This is a genomic window from Streptomyces sp. NPDC043680 (assembly GCF_056436685.1).
Genome location: NZ_JBWKCE010000005.1, coordinates 443,859 through 461,229, shown reverse-complemented (window position 1 = coordinate 461,229; position 17,371 = coordinate 443,859). Strand labels below are relative to the sequence as shown.

The window sequence follows — 17,371 nt, the reverse complement described above, 5'->3', positions numbered from 1 at the left end:
GCACGCTACAAAGCCCACCAGGTGCACGAATCGGGGGGAAGAAGGACGGTGCGCCCGTCGGTCTCCACGGGTGCGCTGGAGAGTACGGGCCGCCCCGGCGAGGCCATTTCGACCGGTTCGGGCCGGCTGTTGAAGCTGCACGCGAAGCCGGGCCGGGTGAACAGCAGCAGCCCCTCCGGCGCGGGCAGCCAGGCCAGCGGACCCGCGTCGGGCGAGCCGAGGCCCGGCAGCGCCCGGCGCAGCTCCAGGGCGGCCCGGTACAGCTCCAGGGTGGAGTGCGGGTCTCCGGTCTGCGCGGCGACGCTCAGCGGGGCCCAGTTCCGGGGCTGCGGGAGCCAGGTGCCGGCCGGGCCGAAGCCGTACGGGGGCTCCTCGCCGGACCAGGGCAGCGGGATGCGGCAGCCGTCCCGCAGCCCCTCCTGCCCGGCGGTGCGGCGGAAGGCGGGATCCTGACGGACGGCGTCGGGGAGGTCCGCCACCTCGGGCAGGCCGAGCTCCTCGCCCTGGTAGAGGTACGCCGACCCGGGCAGGGCGAGCATCAGCAGCGCCGCGGCCCGGGCCCGGGCCAGGCCCTGCGGGCCGCCGCCGTAGCGGGTGACGTGCCGGACCACGTCGTGGTTGGACAGCACCCAGGTGGTGGTGGCGCCGACGGAGGCGGTCGCGGCCAGTGACTCGTCGATCACGGTGCGCATCGCGGCCGTGTCCCAGGGACAGTTCAGGAAGCGGAAGTTGAAGGCCTGGTGCATCTCGTCGGAGCGCACGTACAGGGCGAGTCGCTCGGAGCTGGGCGCCCAGGCCTCCGCGACGCCGATGCGCGGCCCCTCGTAGGAGTCGAGCAGCCGCCGCCAGGCGCGGTGGATCTCGTGGACCCCGTCCTGGTCGAAGAAGGGGAGCGGTTCGGTGCCGATCAGGGTGGCCTGGGCGCCGTGCCCGATGTCGGGCAGGCCGGGGGCCTTGACCATGCCGTGGGCCACGTCGATGCGGAAACCGTCGACACCGAGGTCGAGCCAGAAGCGCAGGACGGACGCGAACTCCTCGGCGACCTCGGGGTGCTCCCAGTTGAGGTCCGGCTGCTGGGGGGCGAAGAGGTGCAGGTACCAGGCGCCGTCGGGGGCCCGGGTCCAGGCCGGCCCGCCGAAGACGGACTCCCAGTCGTTGGGCGGCAGGGTCCCGCCGGGGCCGCGGCCGGGCCGGAAGTGGTAGCGCGCCCGGGCGGCCGGGTCGGCGAGGGCCTGCCGGAACCAGGGGTGCTGGTCGGAGGTGTGGTTGGGGACCACGTCCACGATGACCCGCAGGCCGAGCGCGTGCGCGGCACGGACCAGCTCGTCCGCGTCGGAGAGGTCCCCGAAGAGCGGGTCCACGGCCCGGTAGTCGGCCACGTCGTAGCCGCCGTCCGCCTGGGGGGAGACGTAGAAGGGGGTGAGCCACACGGCGTCGACCCCGAGCCGGGCCAGGTGCGGCAGGCGCGAACGCACCCCGCGCAGGTCGCCGACGCCGTCGCCGTCGCTGTCCGCGAAGGACCGCACGTACACCTGGTAGATGACGGCATCGCGCCACCAGCCGGCGCTTGCGGCGGTCTTGCTGGAAGCGCTTGCAAGCCGGGGCGCGGTCAGCTCATGGGTCATATCGGGGTCAACGCCGCCACACACCCCGTGGTTGCGGGCCTGGTCACCCGAAGGTGGTTCGAACTAACAGCAAGCTGCGGCAACCGTACGGACACACCGATGTAACGATCAGCTCCGCTTGCAGAAAATTGCCGCAAGCTCTTTCGGACGGCTTTCAGCCTTGTTAGGTTCTCGGCAACTCGGGACCGCGAGGGAGCGGCCGGGATCATCGAAGGAGTTCATATGCGGCGTGGCATAGCGGCCACCGCGCTGGTCGCGACCCTGGCGCTCGCGGCGACGGCTTGCGGCGGTGACACCAAGGACAACGGTGGCGAGACCAAGGCCGGCGGGGAGCTCTCCGGCACGGTCACCTGGTGGGACACCTCGAACGACGCCGAGAAGGCCAGCTTCCAGAAGATCGCCGAGGCGTTCACCGCGAAGCACCCGAAGGTGACGGTCAAGTACGTCAGCGTCCCGTACGGCGACGCGCAGAACAAGGTCAAGAACGCCTTCAGCAGCGGCTCCGAGGCCCCCGACGTGATCCGCGCCGACGTCGGCTGGGTCGCCGACTTCGCCTCGCTCGGCTACCTCGACCAGGTCCCCGCCGAGACCGTGAAGAAGATCGACGCCGAGTTCCTGCCGCAGGCCGCGGCCAGCGGCAAGTTCGAGGGCAAGACCTACGCCGTACCGCAGGTCATCGACACCCTCGGCCTCTTCTACAACAAGAAGATGCTCGCCGACGCCGGCGTCCAGCCCCCCAAGAACCTGGAGGAGGTCAAGACCGCGGCCGCCGCGATCAAGGCCAAGTCCGGCAAGACCGGCCTCTACCTGCGCGGAGACGACTCCTACTGGTCCCTGCCGTACCTGTACGGCGAGGGCGGCGACCTCGTCGACGCCAAGACCAAGACGGTCACCGTCGACAACGAGGCGGGCGTCAAGGCCTTCAAGGCGGCCCGTGACCTGATCACCTCCGGCGCCGCGATCACCAGCGCCACCGACGGCTACGTCAACCAGCAGACCGCCTTCAAGAGCGGCCAGGTCGCGATGATGATCAACGGCCCGTGGGCGGTGAAGGACACCTACGCCGGCGAGCAGTTCGCGGACAAGGCGAACCTGGGCATCGCGCCGGTGCCGGCCGGCTCCGCCCGCCAGGGCGCCCCGCAGGGCGGACACGACCTCGCGGTCTACGCCGGTTCCAAGAACCGCTCCGCCGCGCACGCCTTCGTCGAGTACATGACCTCCCAGGAGGTCCAGGTGCAGGCGACCAAGGAACTGAGCCTGCTGCCCACCCGGACCGCCGCCTACGAGCAGCCGGACGTCAAGGGCAACGAGATGGTCCAGTTCTTCAAGCCCGCCGTGGACAAGGCCGTCGAGCGCGCCTGGATCCCGGAGAACGGCAGCCTCTTCGAGCCGCTGAAGATCCAGTGGACCAAGGCCATGACCGGCACCTCGACCCCGGAGGAGGCCGCCAAGGCCGCCGGCGTCGAGTTCCGCAAGATCCTCAAGGGCTGGAAGTAACGACACCCATGGCTGCTGCTGACACCAGCCGGCCGCAGGTGAAGGCCGCGGGCGACGGGACCACCGTCGCCCGCGGCCGGAGCCGCACCGGCATCAGGCGCGCTCTCGCCACCCACTGGTACGCCTGGGCCATGGTCGCCCCGGTGGTCCTCGTCCTCGGCGTGATCGTCGGGTGGCCGCTGGTCCGCGGGATCTACCTGTCGCTGACCGACGCCAACGAGCGCAACGTCGCCCGCACGATCGGCGCCAACACCATCGAGGCGTCGTACGAGTTCGTCGGCCTGGACAACTACACGGCCGTGCTCGGCGACCCGGTGTTCTGGCAGCGGCTGGTGTGGACGGTGGTGTGGACCGTCGCGTGCGTGTCCATCACCTTCGCCCTCGGCCTGGTCCTCGCCAACATGCTCAACCGGCAGTTCCGGGGCCGTGCCTTCTACCGGATGGCGCTCATCCTGCCCTGGGCCGTGCCCGGCTTCGTCTCCGTCTTCGCCTGGCGGTTCCTCTTCAACCACGACAACGGCATCCTCAACAAGCTCCTGGAGGGTGGCGGCATCGTCGGCGTGCCGTGGCTCGACGACCCGACCTGGGCCAAGTTCTCGGTCGTCGCCGTCAACGTCTGGCTCGGCGTCCCGTTCATGATGGTCGCCCTGCTCGGCGGACTCCAGTCCATCCCCGGCGAGCTCTACGAGGCCGCCGAGATGGACGGCGCCACCTCCTGGCAGCGCTTCCGGCACATCACCCTGCCCGGGCTGCGCTCGGTCAGCATGACGGTGATCCTGCTCTCCACCATCTGGACCTTCAACATGTTCCCGGTGATCTTCCTGCTGACGCGGGGCGGACCCGGCGACTCCACCGAGATCCTCGTGACCCAGGCCTTCCGGGAGGCCTTCGTGGCCAGCCCGCGCGACTTCGCCGGCTCGGCCACCTGGGGCGTGCTGATCCTCGCCCTGCTCATGATCTTCGCGCTGGTCTACCGGCGCTCGCTGCGCAAGCAGGGAGAGGTGTGGTGACCATGTCCACTGCGAACGCCGACACCAAAGCCGCGAGGCCGCGGGGCAGCCGCTCCCCGATCGCCTCCGCCGGCCTGCACCTCACCCTGCTCGTCGCGTCCGTCATCGCCGTCTTCCCGGTGCTGTGGATCCTGCTGACCTCGCTCAAGCCCGCCGACTACGCGATCACCACCGACTTCGTCAAGGAACCGACCCTCGGCAACTACCGGTACCTGCTGGAGTCGAGCCACTTCCTCAGCTGGTTCGGGAACTCCGTCCTGGTCGCCGGCGTCACCACCGTCCTCGGTGTGTTCATCGCCGCCACCACCGGATACGCGGTCAGCCGGTTCAAGTTCCCCGGGATGAAGCCGCTGATGTGGACCCTGCTCATCACGCAGATGTTCCCCATGGCGATCCTCATCGTCCCGCTCTACAACCTGATGGGCGACCTCGGCCTGCTCAACCAGCCGATCGGCCTGATCATCACCTACCTCACCATCGCCGTGCCGTTCTGCGCCTGGATGATGAAGGGCTTCTTCGACACCATCCCGGTGGAGATCGACGAATCCGGCCGCGTCGACGGGCTCAACCCCTTCGGCACCTTCTGGCGACTCATCCTGCCGCTCGCCAAGCCCGGCCTGGCCGTCACCGGTTTCTACGCCTTCATCACCGCCTGGGGCGAAGTCGCCTACGCCTCCGCCTTCATGGTCGGCGAGGAGAACCTCACCCTGGCCGGCGGACTGCAGACCTTCGTCACGCAGTACACCTCCAACTGGGGTGCGATGAGCGCCGCCTCGGTCCTCATCGCCATCCCCGCGGCGATCTTCTTCGTTTTCGCCCAGCGTCACCTCGTCGCCGGGATGACGGCAGGCGCGACCAAGGGCTGACCACCCCGGCCAGCCCTCGCCTGCCCCCACACACCCCCGGCCCGATCTCACAAGGACGACATGACCCAGCACCTCGCCGACGCACTGACTTCGGACAGTGGCCTCCCCACCACGACCGGCACGCGGCCCGGTTGGTGGAGAGAAGCGGTGATCTACCAGGTCTATCCGCGCAGCTTCGCCGACTCCAACGGAGACGGCATGGGGGACCTCGAAGGCATCCGCAGCCGCCTGCCCTACCTCAAGGAGCTCGGCGTCGACGCCGTCTGGCTCAGCCCCTTCTACGCCTCCCCGCAGGCCGACGCGGGCTACGACGTCGCCGACTACCGCGCCATCGACCCCATGTTCGGCACCCTGCACGACGCCGACGCCGTCATCCGCGAGGCGCATGAGCTCGGCCTGCGGATCATCGTGGACCTCGTCCCCAACCACTGCTCCGACCAGCACGAATGGTTCAAGCAGGCGCTGCGCGAAGGCCCCGGCAGCCCGCTGCGCGAACGCTTCCACTTCCGGACCGGGCGCGGCGAGAACGGCGAACTGCCCCCGAACGACTGGGAGTCCATATTCGGCGGCCCCGCCTGGACCCGCGTCGCCGACGGCGAGTGGTACCTGCACCTGTTCGCCCCCGAACAGCCCGACTTCAACTGGGACCACCCCGCCGTCCAGGACGAGTTCCGCTCCATCCTGCGCTTCTGGCTCGACCTCGGCGCCGACGGCTTCCGCATCGACGTCGCCCACGGCCTGGTCAAGGCCCCCGGCCTGCCCGACCTCGGCCACGACGAGCAGCTGAAGCTCCTCGGCAACCAGGTGCTGCCCTTCTTCGACCAGGACGGCGTCCACGAGATCTACCGCTCCTGGCGCACCGTCCTCGACGAGTACGCCGGCGACCGCATCGGCGTCGCCGAAGCCTGGACCCCGACGGCCGAGCGCACCGCCCTCTACCTGCGCCCCGACGAGCTGCACCAGGCCTTCAACTTCCACTACCTCAACACCGGCTGGGACGCGGACGCGCTGCGCTCCGCGATAGACGACTCGCTCGACGCGATGCGCCCGGTCGGGGCTCCGACGACGTGGGTGCTGTCCAACCACGACGTGGTACGGCACGTCACCCGGTACGGCGGCGGCGCGCAGGGCCTCGCCCGGGCGCGGGCCGCAGCCCTGCTGATGCTGGCGCTGCCCGGCTCGGCGTACGTCTACCAGGGCGAGGAGCTCGGCCTGCCCGAGGTCGTCGACCTGCCCGACGAGGTGCGCCAGGACCCGTCGTTCTTCAAGGAGAACGGCCAGGACGGGCTGCGCGACGGCTGCCGCGTGCCGATCCCGTGGTCCGGCGACGAGGCCCCGTACGGATTCGGGACCGGCGGCAGCTGGCTCCCGCAGCCCGCCGAGTGGGCGGCGTTGAGCGTCGAGGCGCAGACCGGGGACCCCGCGTCGACCCTGGAGCTCTACCGGGCCGCGCTGCGGTTCCGCCGGGAGCGGGCCGAGCTCGGCGCCGGGGACGCCGTGGAGTGGCTGGAGGCGCCGGAGGGCGTCCTGGCCTTCCGCCGGGGGGACTTCGTCTGCACCGTGAACACGACCGCGGAGCCGGTGCCGATGCCTGCGCCCGGCACCTCCGTCCTGCTCGCCAGCGCGGAGCTGACCGACCCGGGCACGCTGCCCGCCGACACGGCGGTGTGGTGGCTGGGGTGACCTCCCCCCTGCGGCTGACGGACATCGCCGCGCAGGCCCAGGTCAGCGAGGCGACCGTCAGCCGTGTGCTCAACGGCAAGGCGGGCGTGGCGGCCGGCACCCGGCACAAGGTGCTGGCCGCCATGGACCTGCTGGGCTACGAGCGGCCGGTGCGGTTGCGCCGCCGCAGCAACGGCCTGGTCGGACTGCTGATCCCGGAACTGACCAATCCGATCTTTCCCGCGTTCGCGCAGGTCATAGAGCAGGCGCTGGCAGGACACGGATACACGCCGGTGCTGTGCACGCAGACGCCCGGAGGAGCCACCGAGGACGAACTGGTGGAGCAGCTGGAGGAGCGCGGCGTCACCGGCATCGTCTTCCTGTCCGGGCTGCACGCGGACGCGGCGGCCGACCCCGCGCGCTACCAGCGCCTCGCCGCGCGCGGGGTGCCGTTCGTGATGATCAACGGCTTCAACGAGCACGTGAACGCCCCGTTCATCTCCCCGGACGACCGGGCCGCGGCGGACATGGCCGTACGCCACCTGGAGGACCTGGGCCACCGCCGGATCGGCCTGGCGATCGGGCCGACGCGCTACGTGCCCTCGGCCCGCAAGGAGGCCGGCTTCCTCGCCGCGGTCCCGCAGGCGGAGGCCGAAGGGCTCATCCAGCGCACCCTGTTCACGGTGGAGGGCGGCCACGCGGCGGGCGGCGCCCTGCTGGACCGCGGCTGCACGGGCATCGTGTGCGGGAGCGACCCGATGGCACTCGGCGTGATCCGCGCGGCCCGCGAACGGGGGCTGCGCGTACCGCAGGACGTGTCGGTGGTCGGCTTCGACGACTCGCCGCTCATCGCGTTCACGGACCCGCCGCTCACGACGATCCGCCAGCCGGTCCGCGCGATGGCGACGGCGGCGGTCGGCGCCCTCCTGGAGGCGGTGGGCGGCACCCCGGTGCAGCGCACGGAGTACGTCTTCCAGCCGGAGCTGGTGGTGAGGGGGTCTACGGGGGAGGGGCCGGGGTGAGGGGGTCCACTCCCCCTGAGCACCGCACCCGCACCCGGCGGTTGCCCACCCGCCCCCGGGGCGGCTGCGGAGGGCGAAGGCGGAGGAGGCGGGGCTAGGGGGGCCGCTGACCAGGGGGTGGTAGGCGGGGCGGGGTTGGGTTTGGGGGAGGCCCGCGTGCGGGGGCGGTAGGCGGGGCGGGGGCTTCGGGGGCCGGGATGCACGCATCCGGGGTCGGAGGGGGTCCGGGGGCTTCCCGGCAGTCGACTGTCCTTCCGTGCCGGTCCGGGCCGTCAAGGGCGCTCCTCCTCGTTCCTCGTCGTCGCGTCGCTTCGCGATGGCCTTCGGCCACCCTTGACTGCCCGGCCCGCCCCGGAAAGACAACAGACTGCCGGGAAGCCCCCGAAGGATGGCCGGGGGGTTCGTGTTCAGGGGCGGGCCCGTCAGCGATGCCCGGGCTGGTTCCCGCCGCCAGTTCCCCATCCGGGGCCGACCATCTCCTCTTCCCGGGCCCAGGCCGGGGCAAGCCGCAGACGACGCCAATGAGATGGGCAAGCCGGGGCCGGAAGGGGCCACCATCGCGTCAGATCGCTACACAGCCCGTCTCGGCTTGGCGTCCCCGGCCCGTCTGGGGTCGCTCATAGCCGCCACAGATCGCTACACAGTTGATGTCGGCATAGCGTCCGCGGCCTGTCTGGGGAAGGCGCGATAGATCGCTACACAGCCGGGAATGGTTTGGCGTCCGGCGGTCGTCTGGGGGAGGAATGGGCGCCATCGACGCGGGCATGACGCCAGTCATGCCTCTGCGGCCGGTTTGCCCCGATTTGGCAGCCAGTTGGCCGATGGATGGGCTCTTGACTGAGCGTGATGACGAAAAGCCTGGCATCCGGCTCCTTCTGGGCCCTTTCGGGCCTCCAGAGGCCCACGAAGGGTCCCCAATGCCCTCAAAGGGCCGCCGTGGGGGGTTGAATGGCGCTCGGATCGGTCCAGATTGCGGTCAGTTGGCTTGTCTGATGTCAGCAGACGGCACACGAGTCATCGCAGGGCTTCGGTAGTGCTGAAGGGTTGGTCGTCTCGTCCCATTAACCCCGGACGGCCGCCGGACGCCGAGCCGAGACCGGCTGTGTAGCGATCTGTCGCGCCTCTCCCGGCCGCAGACGGCCGTCGGGCGCCAACGGAGACAGACCCTGTGCCATCTGTAGCGGCCTATGAACAAGCCCAGACGGTCGCCGGCCGCTAAACCAAGATCAGCTGTGTAGCGATCTGTCGCGGCTATGAGTGACCCCAGACGGTCGTCGGCCGCCAAACAAGATCAGCTGTGTAGCGATCTGACGCGATGGTGGCCCCTTCCGGTCCCGGCTGCCCATCTGATGGGCGTCGGCTGCGGCTTGACCCGGGCTGGGCTCGGGAAGGGGGATCTATCGGCCCCGGATGGGGACATGGCGGCGGGGATCGGCCCGGGCGTCGCTGACGGGCCCGCTCCTGAACATGGACCCCCCGGCCATCCTTCGGGGGCTTCCCGGCAGTCTGTTGTCTTTCCGGGGCGGGCCGGGCAGTCAAGGGTGGCCGAAGGCCATCGCGAAGCGACGCGACGACGAGGAACGAGGAGGAGCGCCCTTGACGGGCCGGACCGACACGGAAGGACAGTGGACTGCCGGGTCGCCCCCGGACGTTCTCTGATGCCGGGTGCGGGCATCCCGGCCCCCGAAGCTCCCGCCTCGCCTTTCGCTCCCGCCCGCGGGCATCCGCCGATCCCGCTCCCGCCTCGCCTTTCGCTCCCGCCCGCGGGCATCCGCCGATCCCGCTCCCGCCCCGCCTCCCGATCCCGCCCGCGGGAACCCCGCCCCCGAAGCCACCGCCCCGCCTGCCACCCCCGCGCCCCCCTCCGCGTATCAGCCCCCGCTGTCCTGGAGGACACGCCACGGAAACAATTTTGCAATCTCTTGCGCAAGGTCTTGCAGGGGCTTCGGTAGGCCCCTACGGTCGCTGCAATCCCCGCCTCTTCCGCCAGGAGGACCCCCGCATGCGCCCCACCGCAAGACTGGCCAGAGCCCTGCTGGCCTCCACTGCCCTTGCCGCCGCGAGCGTCACGGCGACCGGCCCCCACGCGGCCGCCGCGACCCCCGGCGACAAGGACGTCACCGCCGTCCTGTTCGAGTGGCGGTTCGACTCCGTCGCGAAGGCCTGCACCGATTCGCTGGGGCCCGCCGGGTACGGGTACGTGCAGGTGTCGCCGCCGCAGGAGCACGTCCAGGGGTCCCAGTGGTGGACCTCGTACCAGCCCGTCAGCTACAAGATCGCCGGGCGGCTCGGGGACCGGGCCGCCTTCAAGGCCATGGTCGACGCCTGTCACGCCGCCGGGGTGAAGGTCGTCGCCGACTCCGTGATCAACCACATGGCGGCCGGCGACGGCGTCGGGACGGGCGGGTCTTCGTACACGAAGTACGGCTACCCGGGGATCTACTCCGGGTCCGACATGGATGACTGCCGGGCCACGATCTCCACCTACCAGGACCGGGCCAACGTCCAGAACTGCGAGCTCGTGCAGCTGGCGGACCTGGACACCGGTGAGGAGTACGTGCGCGGGCGGATCGCGGGGTACCTGAACGACCTGCTGTCGCTGGGCGTGGACGGCTTCCGGATCGACGCCGCCAAGCACATGCCGGCCGCCGACCTCGCCAACATCAAGTCCCGGCTGACCAACCCGTCCGCCTATTGGAAGCAGGAGGCCATCCAGGGCGCCGGCGAGGCGGTGCAGCCCACCGAGTACCTCGGCAACGGAGACGTGCAGGAGTTCCGCTACGCCCGCGACCTGAAGCGGGTCTTCCAGAACGAGAATCTCGCCTACCTGAAGAACTTCGGGGAGGGCTGGGGGTACATGCCCTCCGGCCAGTCCGCCGTCTTCGTCGACAACCACGACACCGAGCGCGTCGGCGACACCCTCACCTACAAGGACGGCTCCGCCTACACCCTGGCCAGCGTGTTCATGCTGGCCTGGCCGTACGGGTCCCCGGACGTGCACTCCGGGTACGAGTGGAGCGACAAGGACGCCGGTCCGCCGAACGGCGGCGCGGTGAGCGCCTGCTACACCGGTGGCTGGAAGTGCCAGCACGCCTGGCGGGAAATCTCCTCCATGGTCGCCTTCCGCAACGCGGCCCGCGGCCAGGCCGTCACCGACTGGTGGGACAACGGCGGCGATCAGATCGCCTTCGGGCGCGGAGCCAAGGCGTACGTGGCGATCAACCACGAGGGCTCGGCCCTGACCCGGACCTTCCAGACCTCCTTGCCGGCGGGCTCCTACTGCGACGTGCAGAGCGGGCGCAGTGTGACGGTGGGCTCCTCCGGGCAGTTCACCGCCACCCTCGGGGCCGGTACGGCCGTCGCCCTGCACGTCAACGCCCGTACGTGCAGCGGCAGCGGTACGCCCGCGGCGACCGGGACGTCCTTCGCCGTCAACGCCACCACCGTGCTCGGCCAGAACATCTACGTGACCGGCGACCAGGCGGCCCTGGGCAGCTGGAACACCGCCGCCGCCCTGAAGCTCGACCCGGCGGCCTACCCGGTGTGGAAGCTCGACGTGGCCCTGCCGGCCGGTACGTCCTTCTCGTACAAGTACCTACGCAAGGACGCCGCCGGGAACACCACCTGGGAGAGCGGGGCCAACCGCACCGCCACCGTCCCGGCGGGCGGCTCGGTGGTGCTGAACGACACCTGGCGCAGCTGACCACCGCCCCATCAGACCAGGGCCGCCCGGCACCCCAGAACCCCGCCACCGCCGGGCGGCCCTCATCCCGTGCCCTGTACGTAACCAAGGAGAACCCCCTTGATACGCCCCGCCGCAGGAGTCCTCGCCGCCGCCCTGGCCGCGGCGCTCCTGCCCACCCTGCCCGCCGCGGCCGCCGCCCAGGCGCCGGCCCCGCCGTCGGACGCGAAACTGGCCGCCGAGCCCGCGCGGCACGACCTGACGCGGGAGCAGTTCTACTTCGTCCTCCCGGACCGGTTCGCGAACGGCGACCCGCGCAACGACCGGGGCGGCCTGACCGGCACCCGGCTGGAGACCGGCCTGGACCCGACGGACAAGGGCTTCTACCAGGGCGGTGACCTCAAGGGGCTGACCGACCGGCTCGACTACATCAAGGGGCTCGGCACGACCGCCATCTGGATGGCGCCGATCTTCAAGAACCAGCCGGTGCAGGGCAAGGGCGAGGACGTGTCGGCCGGCTACCACGGCTACTGGATCACCGACTTCACGCAGGTGGACCCGCACTTCGGGACGAACGCCGATCTGGAGCGGCTGATCGACAAGGCCCACAAGAAGGGGATGAAGGTCTTCTTCGACGTCATCACCAACCACACCGCCGATGTCGTCGACTACCGCGAGAAGTCGTACTCCTACCTGTCCAAGGGCGCCTTTCCGTACCTGACCAAGGACGGGGTGCCCTTCGACGACGCCGACTATGCGGAGGGGAAGCGGAAGTTCCCGAAGACGGACATTGAGTCCTTCCCGCGGACGCCCTTCGTGCCCGATGCGAAGAAGAACCTGAAGGCCCCCGCGTGGCTCAACGACCCGACGATGTACCACAACCGGGGCGACTCCACCTTTGCCGGGGAGTCATCCGAGCAGGGTGACTTCTTCGGTCTCGACGACCTGTGGACCGAACGTCCCGAGGTCGTCAGCGGGATGGAGAAGATCTACGAGAAGTGGGTCGGGGACTTCGCGGTCGACGGCTTCCGCATCGATACGGTCAAGCACGTAGACACCGGGTTCTGGACGCAGTGGGCGACCGCCCTCGACGCGTACGCCGCCCGGCACGGGCGCAAGGACTTCTTCATGTTCGGCGAGGTGTACTCCGCGGACACCGCGGTCACCTCCCCGTACGTGACGCGCGGCCGCCTCGACGCCACCCTCGACTTCCCGCTGCAGGACGCGATCCGCGGGTACGCCTCGCAGGGCGGCGGGGCCGGGCGGCTGGCGGGGGTGTTCGCCGACGACTACCGGTACACCACCGACAAGGCGAACGCCTACGAGCAGGTGACCTTCCTCGGCAACCACGACATGGGCCGTTTCGGGAGCTTCCTGAAGCAGGACCGGCCGGGCGCCGGCGAGCAGGAGCTGCTGGACCGGTACCGGCTGGCGAACGAGCTGATGTTCTTCTCCCGCGGCAACCCGGTGGTGTACTCGGGTGACGAGCAGGGCTTCACCGGCGCGGGCGGGGACAAGGACGCCCGCCAGCCGCTGTTCGGCACGCGGATCGCCGACTACCTCGACGACGACCAGCTCGGAACGGTGCGCACGCATGTGAGCGATGCCTACGATCCGGGACACCCGCTCTACCAGCAGATCAGTGCTCTCTCGAAGCTGACCAAGGCGCACCCGGCCCTGCGGGACGGGGTCCAGAGCGAGCGTCTCGCCGACGGCTCCGTCTACGCCTTCGCCCGCACCGACACCCGTACCCGCACCGAGTACCTCGTCGCCGCCAACAACGCCGCCGAGCCCCGCACCGTCGAGCTCGACGCCCCGGCCGGCAGCCAGTACCGCACCCTGTACGGCGGCGCCGCGCTGCTGCGCGCCTCGGCCGCCGGCAAGCTCACCGTCACCGTCCCCGCCCTCGGCTCGGTGGTCCTCCAGGCCGCGGCCCCCCTCGCCGCCCCCACGGCCAAGCCCGCCCTCACCTTCAAGGCCCCGGCGGCGGCCACCGGCACCGTCGAGCTCACCGCCGAAGTCACCGGCGGCGGCCTGAACCGGGTGGTCTTCGCCGCGCAGACCGGCACGGAGAAGTGGCAGGTCCTCGGCTCCGCCGACCACGCCCCGTACAAGGTCACCCAGCAGGTCACCGCTCCCGCCGGAACGCCCCTGCGCTACAAGGCCGTCGTCGTCGACGCCGCCGGCCACACCGCGAGCGCCCTCGCCGCGTCCACCGCCGGCCAGGCCCCGCCCGTCGAGGTCCCCACCGCCACCCAGCGCGACTACGCCGTCGTGCACTACCACCGCCCCGACGGCGACTACACGAACTGGCGGCTCTACGCCTGGGGCGACCTCGCCGACGGCGAAGCCACGCGCTGGCCCGCCGGCCACGACTTCACCGGCCGCGACGCGTACGGGGCCTTCGCCTACGTACGCGTCAAGCCCGGCGCCTCATCCGTCGGTTACCTCGTCATCGACAAGGACGGCACCAAGGACGTCGCCGCCGACCGCACCATCGACGTGACCAAGACCGGCGAGATCTGGCTGGAGCAGGGCCAGGAGGCGGCCCGCACCGACCGCCCCGGCTACCCGCCGCAGGACCCCGCCAAGGCCGTCCTGCACTACCAGCGCCCCGACGGCGCCTACGACGGCTGGGGCCTGCACGTCTGGACCGGCGCCGCTAGCCCCACCGACTGGAACAAGCCGCTCCAGCCCGTCCGCACCGACTCCTACGGGGCGGTGTACGAGGTTCCGCTCGCCGCCGGGGCCAGCAGCCTGAGCTACATCCTCCACAAGGGCGACGAGAAGGACCTCCCCTCCGACCAGTCCCTGGACCTCAAGGCCACCGGCCACGAGGTGTGGATGCTGGCCGGCCGGGCTCCCTACCTGCTCCCGCAGCCCGCCGGCTCGGCCGCCGCCCTCGACCTCACCAAGGCCCAGGCCGTCTGGATCGACCGCGACACCCTCGCCTGGAACGCGCCCGCCGCCGCTGCCTCCGTGCAGCTCCTGGCCTCCCCGGACGGCGCGGTCAAGGCCGAGAACGCCGCCCTGACCGGCACCGACCGCGCGCAGTGGCTGCGCCTGTCCGCAGGCCGGCTGACCGACGCCCAGAAGCAGAAGTTCCCGCACCTGGCCTCCTACGCCGCCTACACCGTCGACCCGCGCGACCGCGACCGGGTCCAAGGCGCCCTGCGCGGCCAGCTCGTCGCCAGCGCCCGCGCTGCGAACGGCGCCGTCCTGGCCGCCACCGGAGTCCAGCTCGCGGGCGTCCTCGACGACCTCTACGCGAACGCCGCGAAGGCCACTGCCCTCGGCCCGGTCTTCAAGGACGGCCGCCCCACCCTGTCGGTCTGGGCCCCGACGGCGCAGCAGGTCGCCCTCGAACTGGACGGCCGTACCCTTCCGATGCACCGCGACGACACCACCGGCGTCTGGTCGGTGCGCGGTGAGCGCGCCTGGGCCGGCAAGCCGTACCGCTACGCCGTCACCGTCTGGGCCCCGAGCGTCGGGCAGATCGTCCGCAACCTGGTCACCGACCCGTACTCCACGGCCCTGACCACCGATTCCGCCTCCAGCCTGGCCGTCGACCTCGCCGACCCGAAGCTCGCCCCGCCCGGCTGGCGCGAGCTGCGCAAGCCGGCGCCGGTGCCCTTCACCTCGGCGCAGATCCAGGAGCTCCACATCCGCGACTTCTCCGTCGCGGACCGCACCAGCAAGCACCCCGGCCAGTACCTGGCCTTCACCGACACCGGTTCGGCGGGCATGCAGCACCTGCGCGCCCTGGCCGCCGCCGGCACCTCGTACGTCCACCTGCTGCCGGCCTTCGACATCGCGACCATTCCGGAGAAGGCCTCGGAGCGCACCGAGCCCGCCTGCGACCTGAAGGTGTACGCCCCCGACTCCGAGCAGCAGCAGGCCTGCGTGGCCGCTGCGGCCGCGAAGGACGCGTACAACTGGGGCTACGACCCGCTGCACTACACCGTGCCGGAGGGCTCGTACGCCAGTGACCCGAACGGCACCGCCCGTACGGTCGAGTTCCGCAGGATGGTCCAGTCGCTGAACGGGGCCGGGCTGCGCACGGTCATGGACGTGGTCTACAACCACACCGCCGCGGCCGGGCAGTCGGACGCGTCGGTCCTCGACCGGATCGTGCCCGGCTACTACCAGCGCCTGCTGCCGGACGGGGCGGTCGCCACGTCCACCTGCTGCGCCAACACCGCTACCGAGAACGCCATGATGGGCCGCCTCGTCGTGGACTCGATCGTCACCTGGGCCAAGCAGTACAAGGTCGACGGCTTCCGCTTCGACCTGATGGGCCACCACCCGAAGGCCAACATCCTGGCCGTGCGCGCCGCCCTCGACGCCCTGACCGTCGAGAAGGACGGCGTGGACGGCAAGCGGATCATCCTCTACGGGGAGGGCTGGAACTTCGGCGAGGTCGCGGACGACGCCCGCTTCGTGCAGGCCACGCAGAAGAACATGGCCGGCACCGGCATCGCCACCTTCGCGGACCGTTCGCGCGACGCGGTCCGCGGCGGCGGCCCCTTCGACGAGGACCCGCGCGTCCAGGGCTTCGGATCGGGCCTGTTCACCGCACCGAACGGCTCCCCGGCGAACGGCACCCCGGCCGAGCAGCGGGCCCGGCTGCTGCACTCCCAGGACCTGATCAAGGTCGGGCTGAGCGGCCACCTCGCTTCGTACGCCTTCACGGACACCTCGGGCCGCCGCACCAAGGGCTCGGAGGTGGACTACAACGGCGCCCCGGCCGGCTACGCGGCGGCGCCCGGTGACGCGCTGGCCTACGTGGACGCGCACGACAACGAATCGCTGGCCGACGCCCTGACGTACAAGCTCCCGCAGGGCACCTCCACCGCCGACCGAACCCGCATGCAGGTCCTCGCGATGTCCGTGGCCGCGCTCTCCCAGGGCCCGGCCCTGTCCCAGGCGGGCACGGACCTGCTCCGCTCGAAGTCCCTGGACCGCAACTCCTACGACAGCGGCGACTGGTTCAATGCGATCCACTGGGACTGCCGCGACGGCAACGGCTTCGGCCGCGGCCTGCCGCAGGCCGCCGACAACCGCTCGAAGTGGCCTTACGCCAAGCCGCTGCTGACCGGCCCGGTCCCGAACTGCGCCGACATCGAAGGCGCCTCGGCGGCCTACCGTGACCTGCTGAGGATCCGTACGACGGAACCGGCGTTCTCCCTCACCTCGGCCGAGGCGGTCCAGAAGGGGCTGGCCTTCCCCCTCTCCGGCACGGACGAGACCCCGGGGGTGATCACCATGACCCTGGGCGACCTGGTGGTGGTCTTCAACGCCACCCCCACCGCGCAGGCCCAGCGCATCCCGGCCCTCGCGGGCACCGCCTACGCGCTGCACCCGGTGCAGGCGGCGGGCTCCGACGCCACGGTCAGGCAGTCGACGTACGACGCACGGACGGGGGAGTTCACCGCCCCGGCCCGCACGGTCGCCGTCTTCACCCGGAACCTCACACGACGGTGAGCTGATCGAGCCGCTTCTCCAGCAGGACCACCCCGTACACCCGGCCGTCCTTCCCCTCCTTGTGGGGGAACTCCCCGACCACCCGGTAGCCCGCACCCTGGTAGTACGCGAGCAGCCGGGGGTTGGTGGAGACGCAGTCGAGCCGCGCCCGCGCAAGTCCGGACCTGGCGATCCGCCGCTCGGCGTGTTCGAGCATCCGCCGCCCGGTCCCGGCGGGCGCGGTCGCGCGCTGCACCATCAGCCGGTGCACGTAACCCGCGACGGGGGGCTGCACGCCCCAGGCGTCCTCGTCGGACCACCACAGCTCGTACGCCCCGATGATCCGCTTGTCGGCGTCCCCGGCGAGCCACACCTCGCCCTCGCGCATTCTCGCCAGGAAGTGCGCGGTGTCCCGCTCGCCGGGCTTCCACTGGTCGATGCCGTTCTTCTGCATCCAGCGGGCGGCCTGGTCGTACAACGCCACCAGCGTGCCGGCGTCCTTCTCCGCGGCGGGCCGGAACAGGATCCCCTCTTCATTGATCAC

General features: G+C 71.0%; 9 protein-coding genes. 7 read left to right on the top strand and 2 right to left on the bottom strand.

Going from position 1 to position 17,371, the window contains the following annotated elements:
- Nucleotides 1–5: 5 nt before the first annotated feature.
- Nucleotides 6–1,625 carry a glycoside hydrolase family 13 protein gene (locus AC0666_RS14410; protein WP_468584270.1) on the bottom strand — a complete coding sequence of 540 codons (1,620 nt, stop codon included), beginning with the start codon at nucleotides 1,623–1,625 and terminating at the stop codon, nucleotides 6–8.
- A gap of 222 nt (nucleotides 1,626–1,847) precedes the next feature.
- Here AC0666_RS14410 and AC0666_RS14405 point away from each other — a divergent pair, with 222 nt between their 5' ends.
- The 7 genes from AC0666_RS14405 (at nucleotide 1,848) to pulA (ending at nucleotide 16,848) form a co-directional block, all read left to right on the top strand.
- Nucleotides 1,848–3,122 carry an extracellular solute-binding protein gene (locus AC0666_RS14405; RefSeq protein ID WP_468967339.1) on the top strand — a complete coding sequence of 425 codons (1,275 nt, stop codon included), beginning with the start codon at nucleotides 1,848–1,850 and terminating at the stop codon, nucleotides 3,120–3,122.
- Between the two features lie 8 nt (nucleotides 3,123–3,130).
- Nucleotides 3,131–4,132, top strand: coding sequence for a carbohydrate ABC transporter permease (locus AC0666_RS14400; RefSeq protein ID WP_468584266.1), 1,002 nt, complete (start codon nucleotides 3,131–3,133; stop codon nucleotides 4,130–4,132).
- A 2-nt stretch (nucleotides 4,133–4,134) separates the two neighbouring features.
- Nucleotides 4,135–4,998: a sugar ABC transporter permease gene (locus tag AC0666_RS14395; protein WP_468584264.1), complete on the top strand. Its 864-nt coding sequence runs from the start codon at nucleotides 4,135–4,137 to the stop codon at nucleotides 4,996–4,998.
- Between the two features lie 60 nt (nucleotides 4,999–5,058).
- The gene (locus AC0666_RS14390) at nucleotides 5,059–6,681 is read left to right on the top strand and encodes a glycoside hydrolase family 13 protein (RefSeq protein ID WP_478707656.1); all 1,623 of its coding nucleotides are present in this window, start codon (nucleotides 5,059–5,061) and stop codon (nucleotides 6,679–6,681) included.
- Nucleotides 6,669–7,682 (top strand): LacI family DNA-binding transcriptional regulator, encoded by a 1,014-nt coding sequence (locus tag AC0666_RS14385; protein ID WP_468584260.1) that lies wholly within the window; start codon nucleotides 6,669–6,671, stop codon nucleotides 7,680–7,682. The genes AC0666_RS14390 and AC0666_RS14385 overlap by 13 nt, the downstream gene beginning before the upstream one ends.
- Before the next feature lie 2,002 nt (nucleotides 7,683–9,684).
- Nucleotides 9,685–11,385: a carbohydrate-binding module family 20 domain-containing protein gene (locus AC0666_RS14380; RefSeq protein ID WP_468967332.1), complete on the top strand. Its 1,701-nt coding sequence runs from the start codon at nucleotides 9,685–9,687 to the stop codon at nucleotides 11,383–11,385.
- Nucleotides 11,386–11,484: 99 nt separating this feature from the next.
- Nucleotides 11,485–16,848, top strand: coding sequence for a pullulanase-type alpha-1,6-glucosidase (pulA, locus tag AC0666_RS14375; RefSeq protein WP_478707655.1), 5,364 nt, complete (start codon nucleotides 11,485–11,487; stop codon nucleotides 16,846–16,848).
- On the opposite strand, the gene AC0666_RS14370 is transcribed toward pulA, so the two are convergent.
- On the bottom strand, nucleotides 16,835–17,371 hold the full coding sequence (locus AC0666_RS14370; protein ID WP_468584255.1) for a GNAT family N-acetyltransferase: 537 nt from the start codon (nucleotides 17,369–17,371) through the stop codon (nucleotides 16,835–16,837). The genes pulA and AC0666_RS14370 overlap by 14 nt on opposite strands.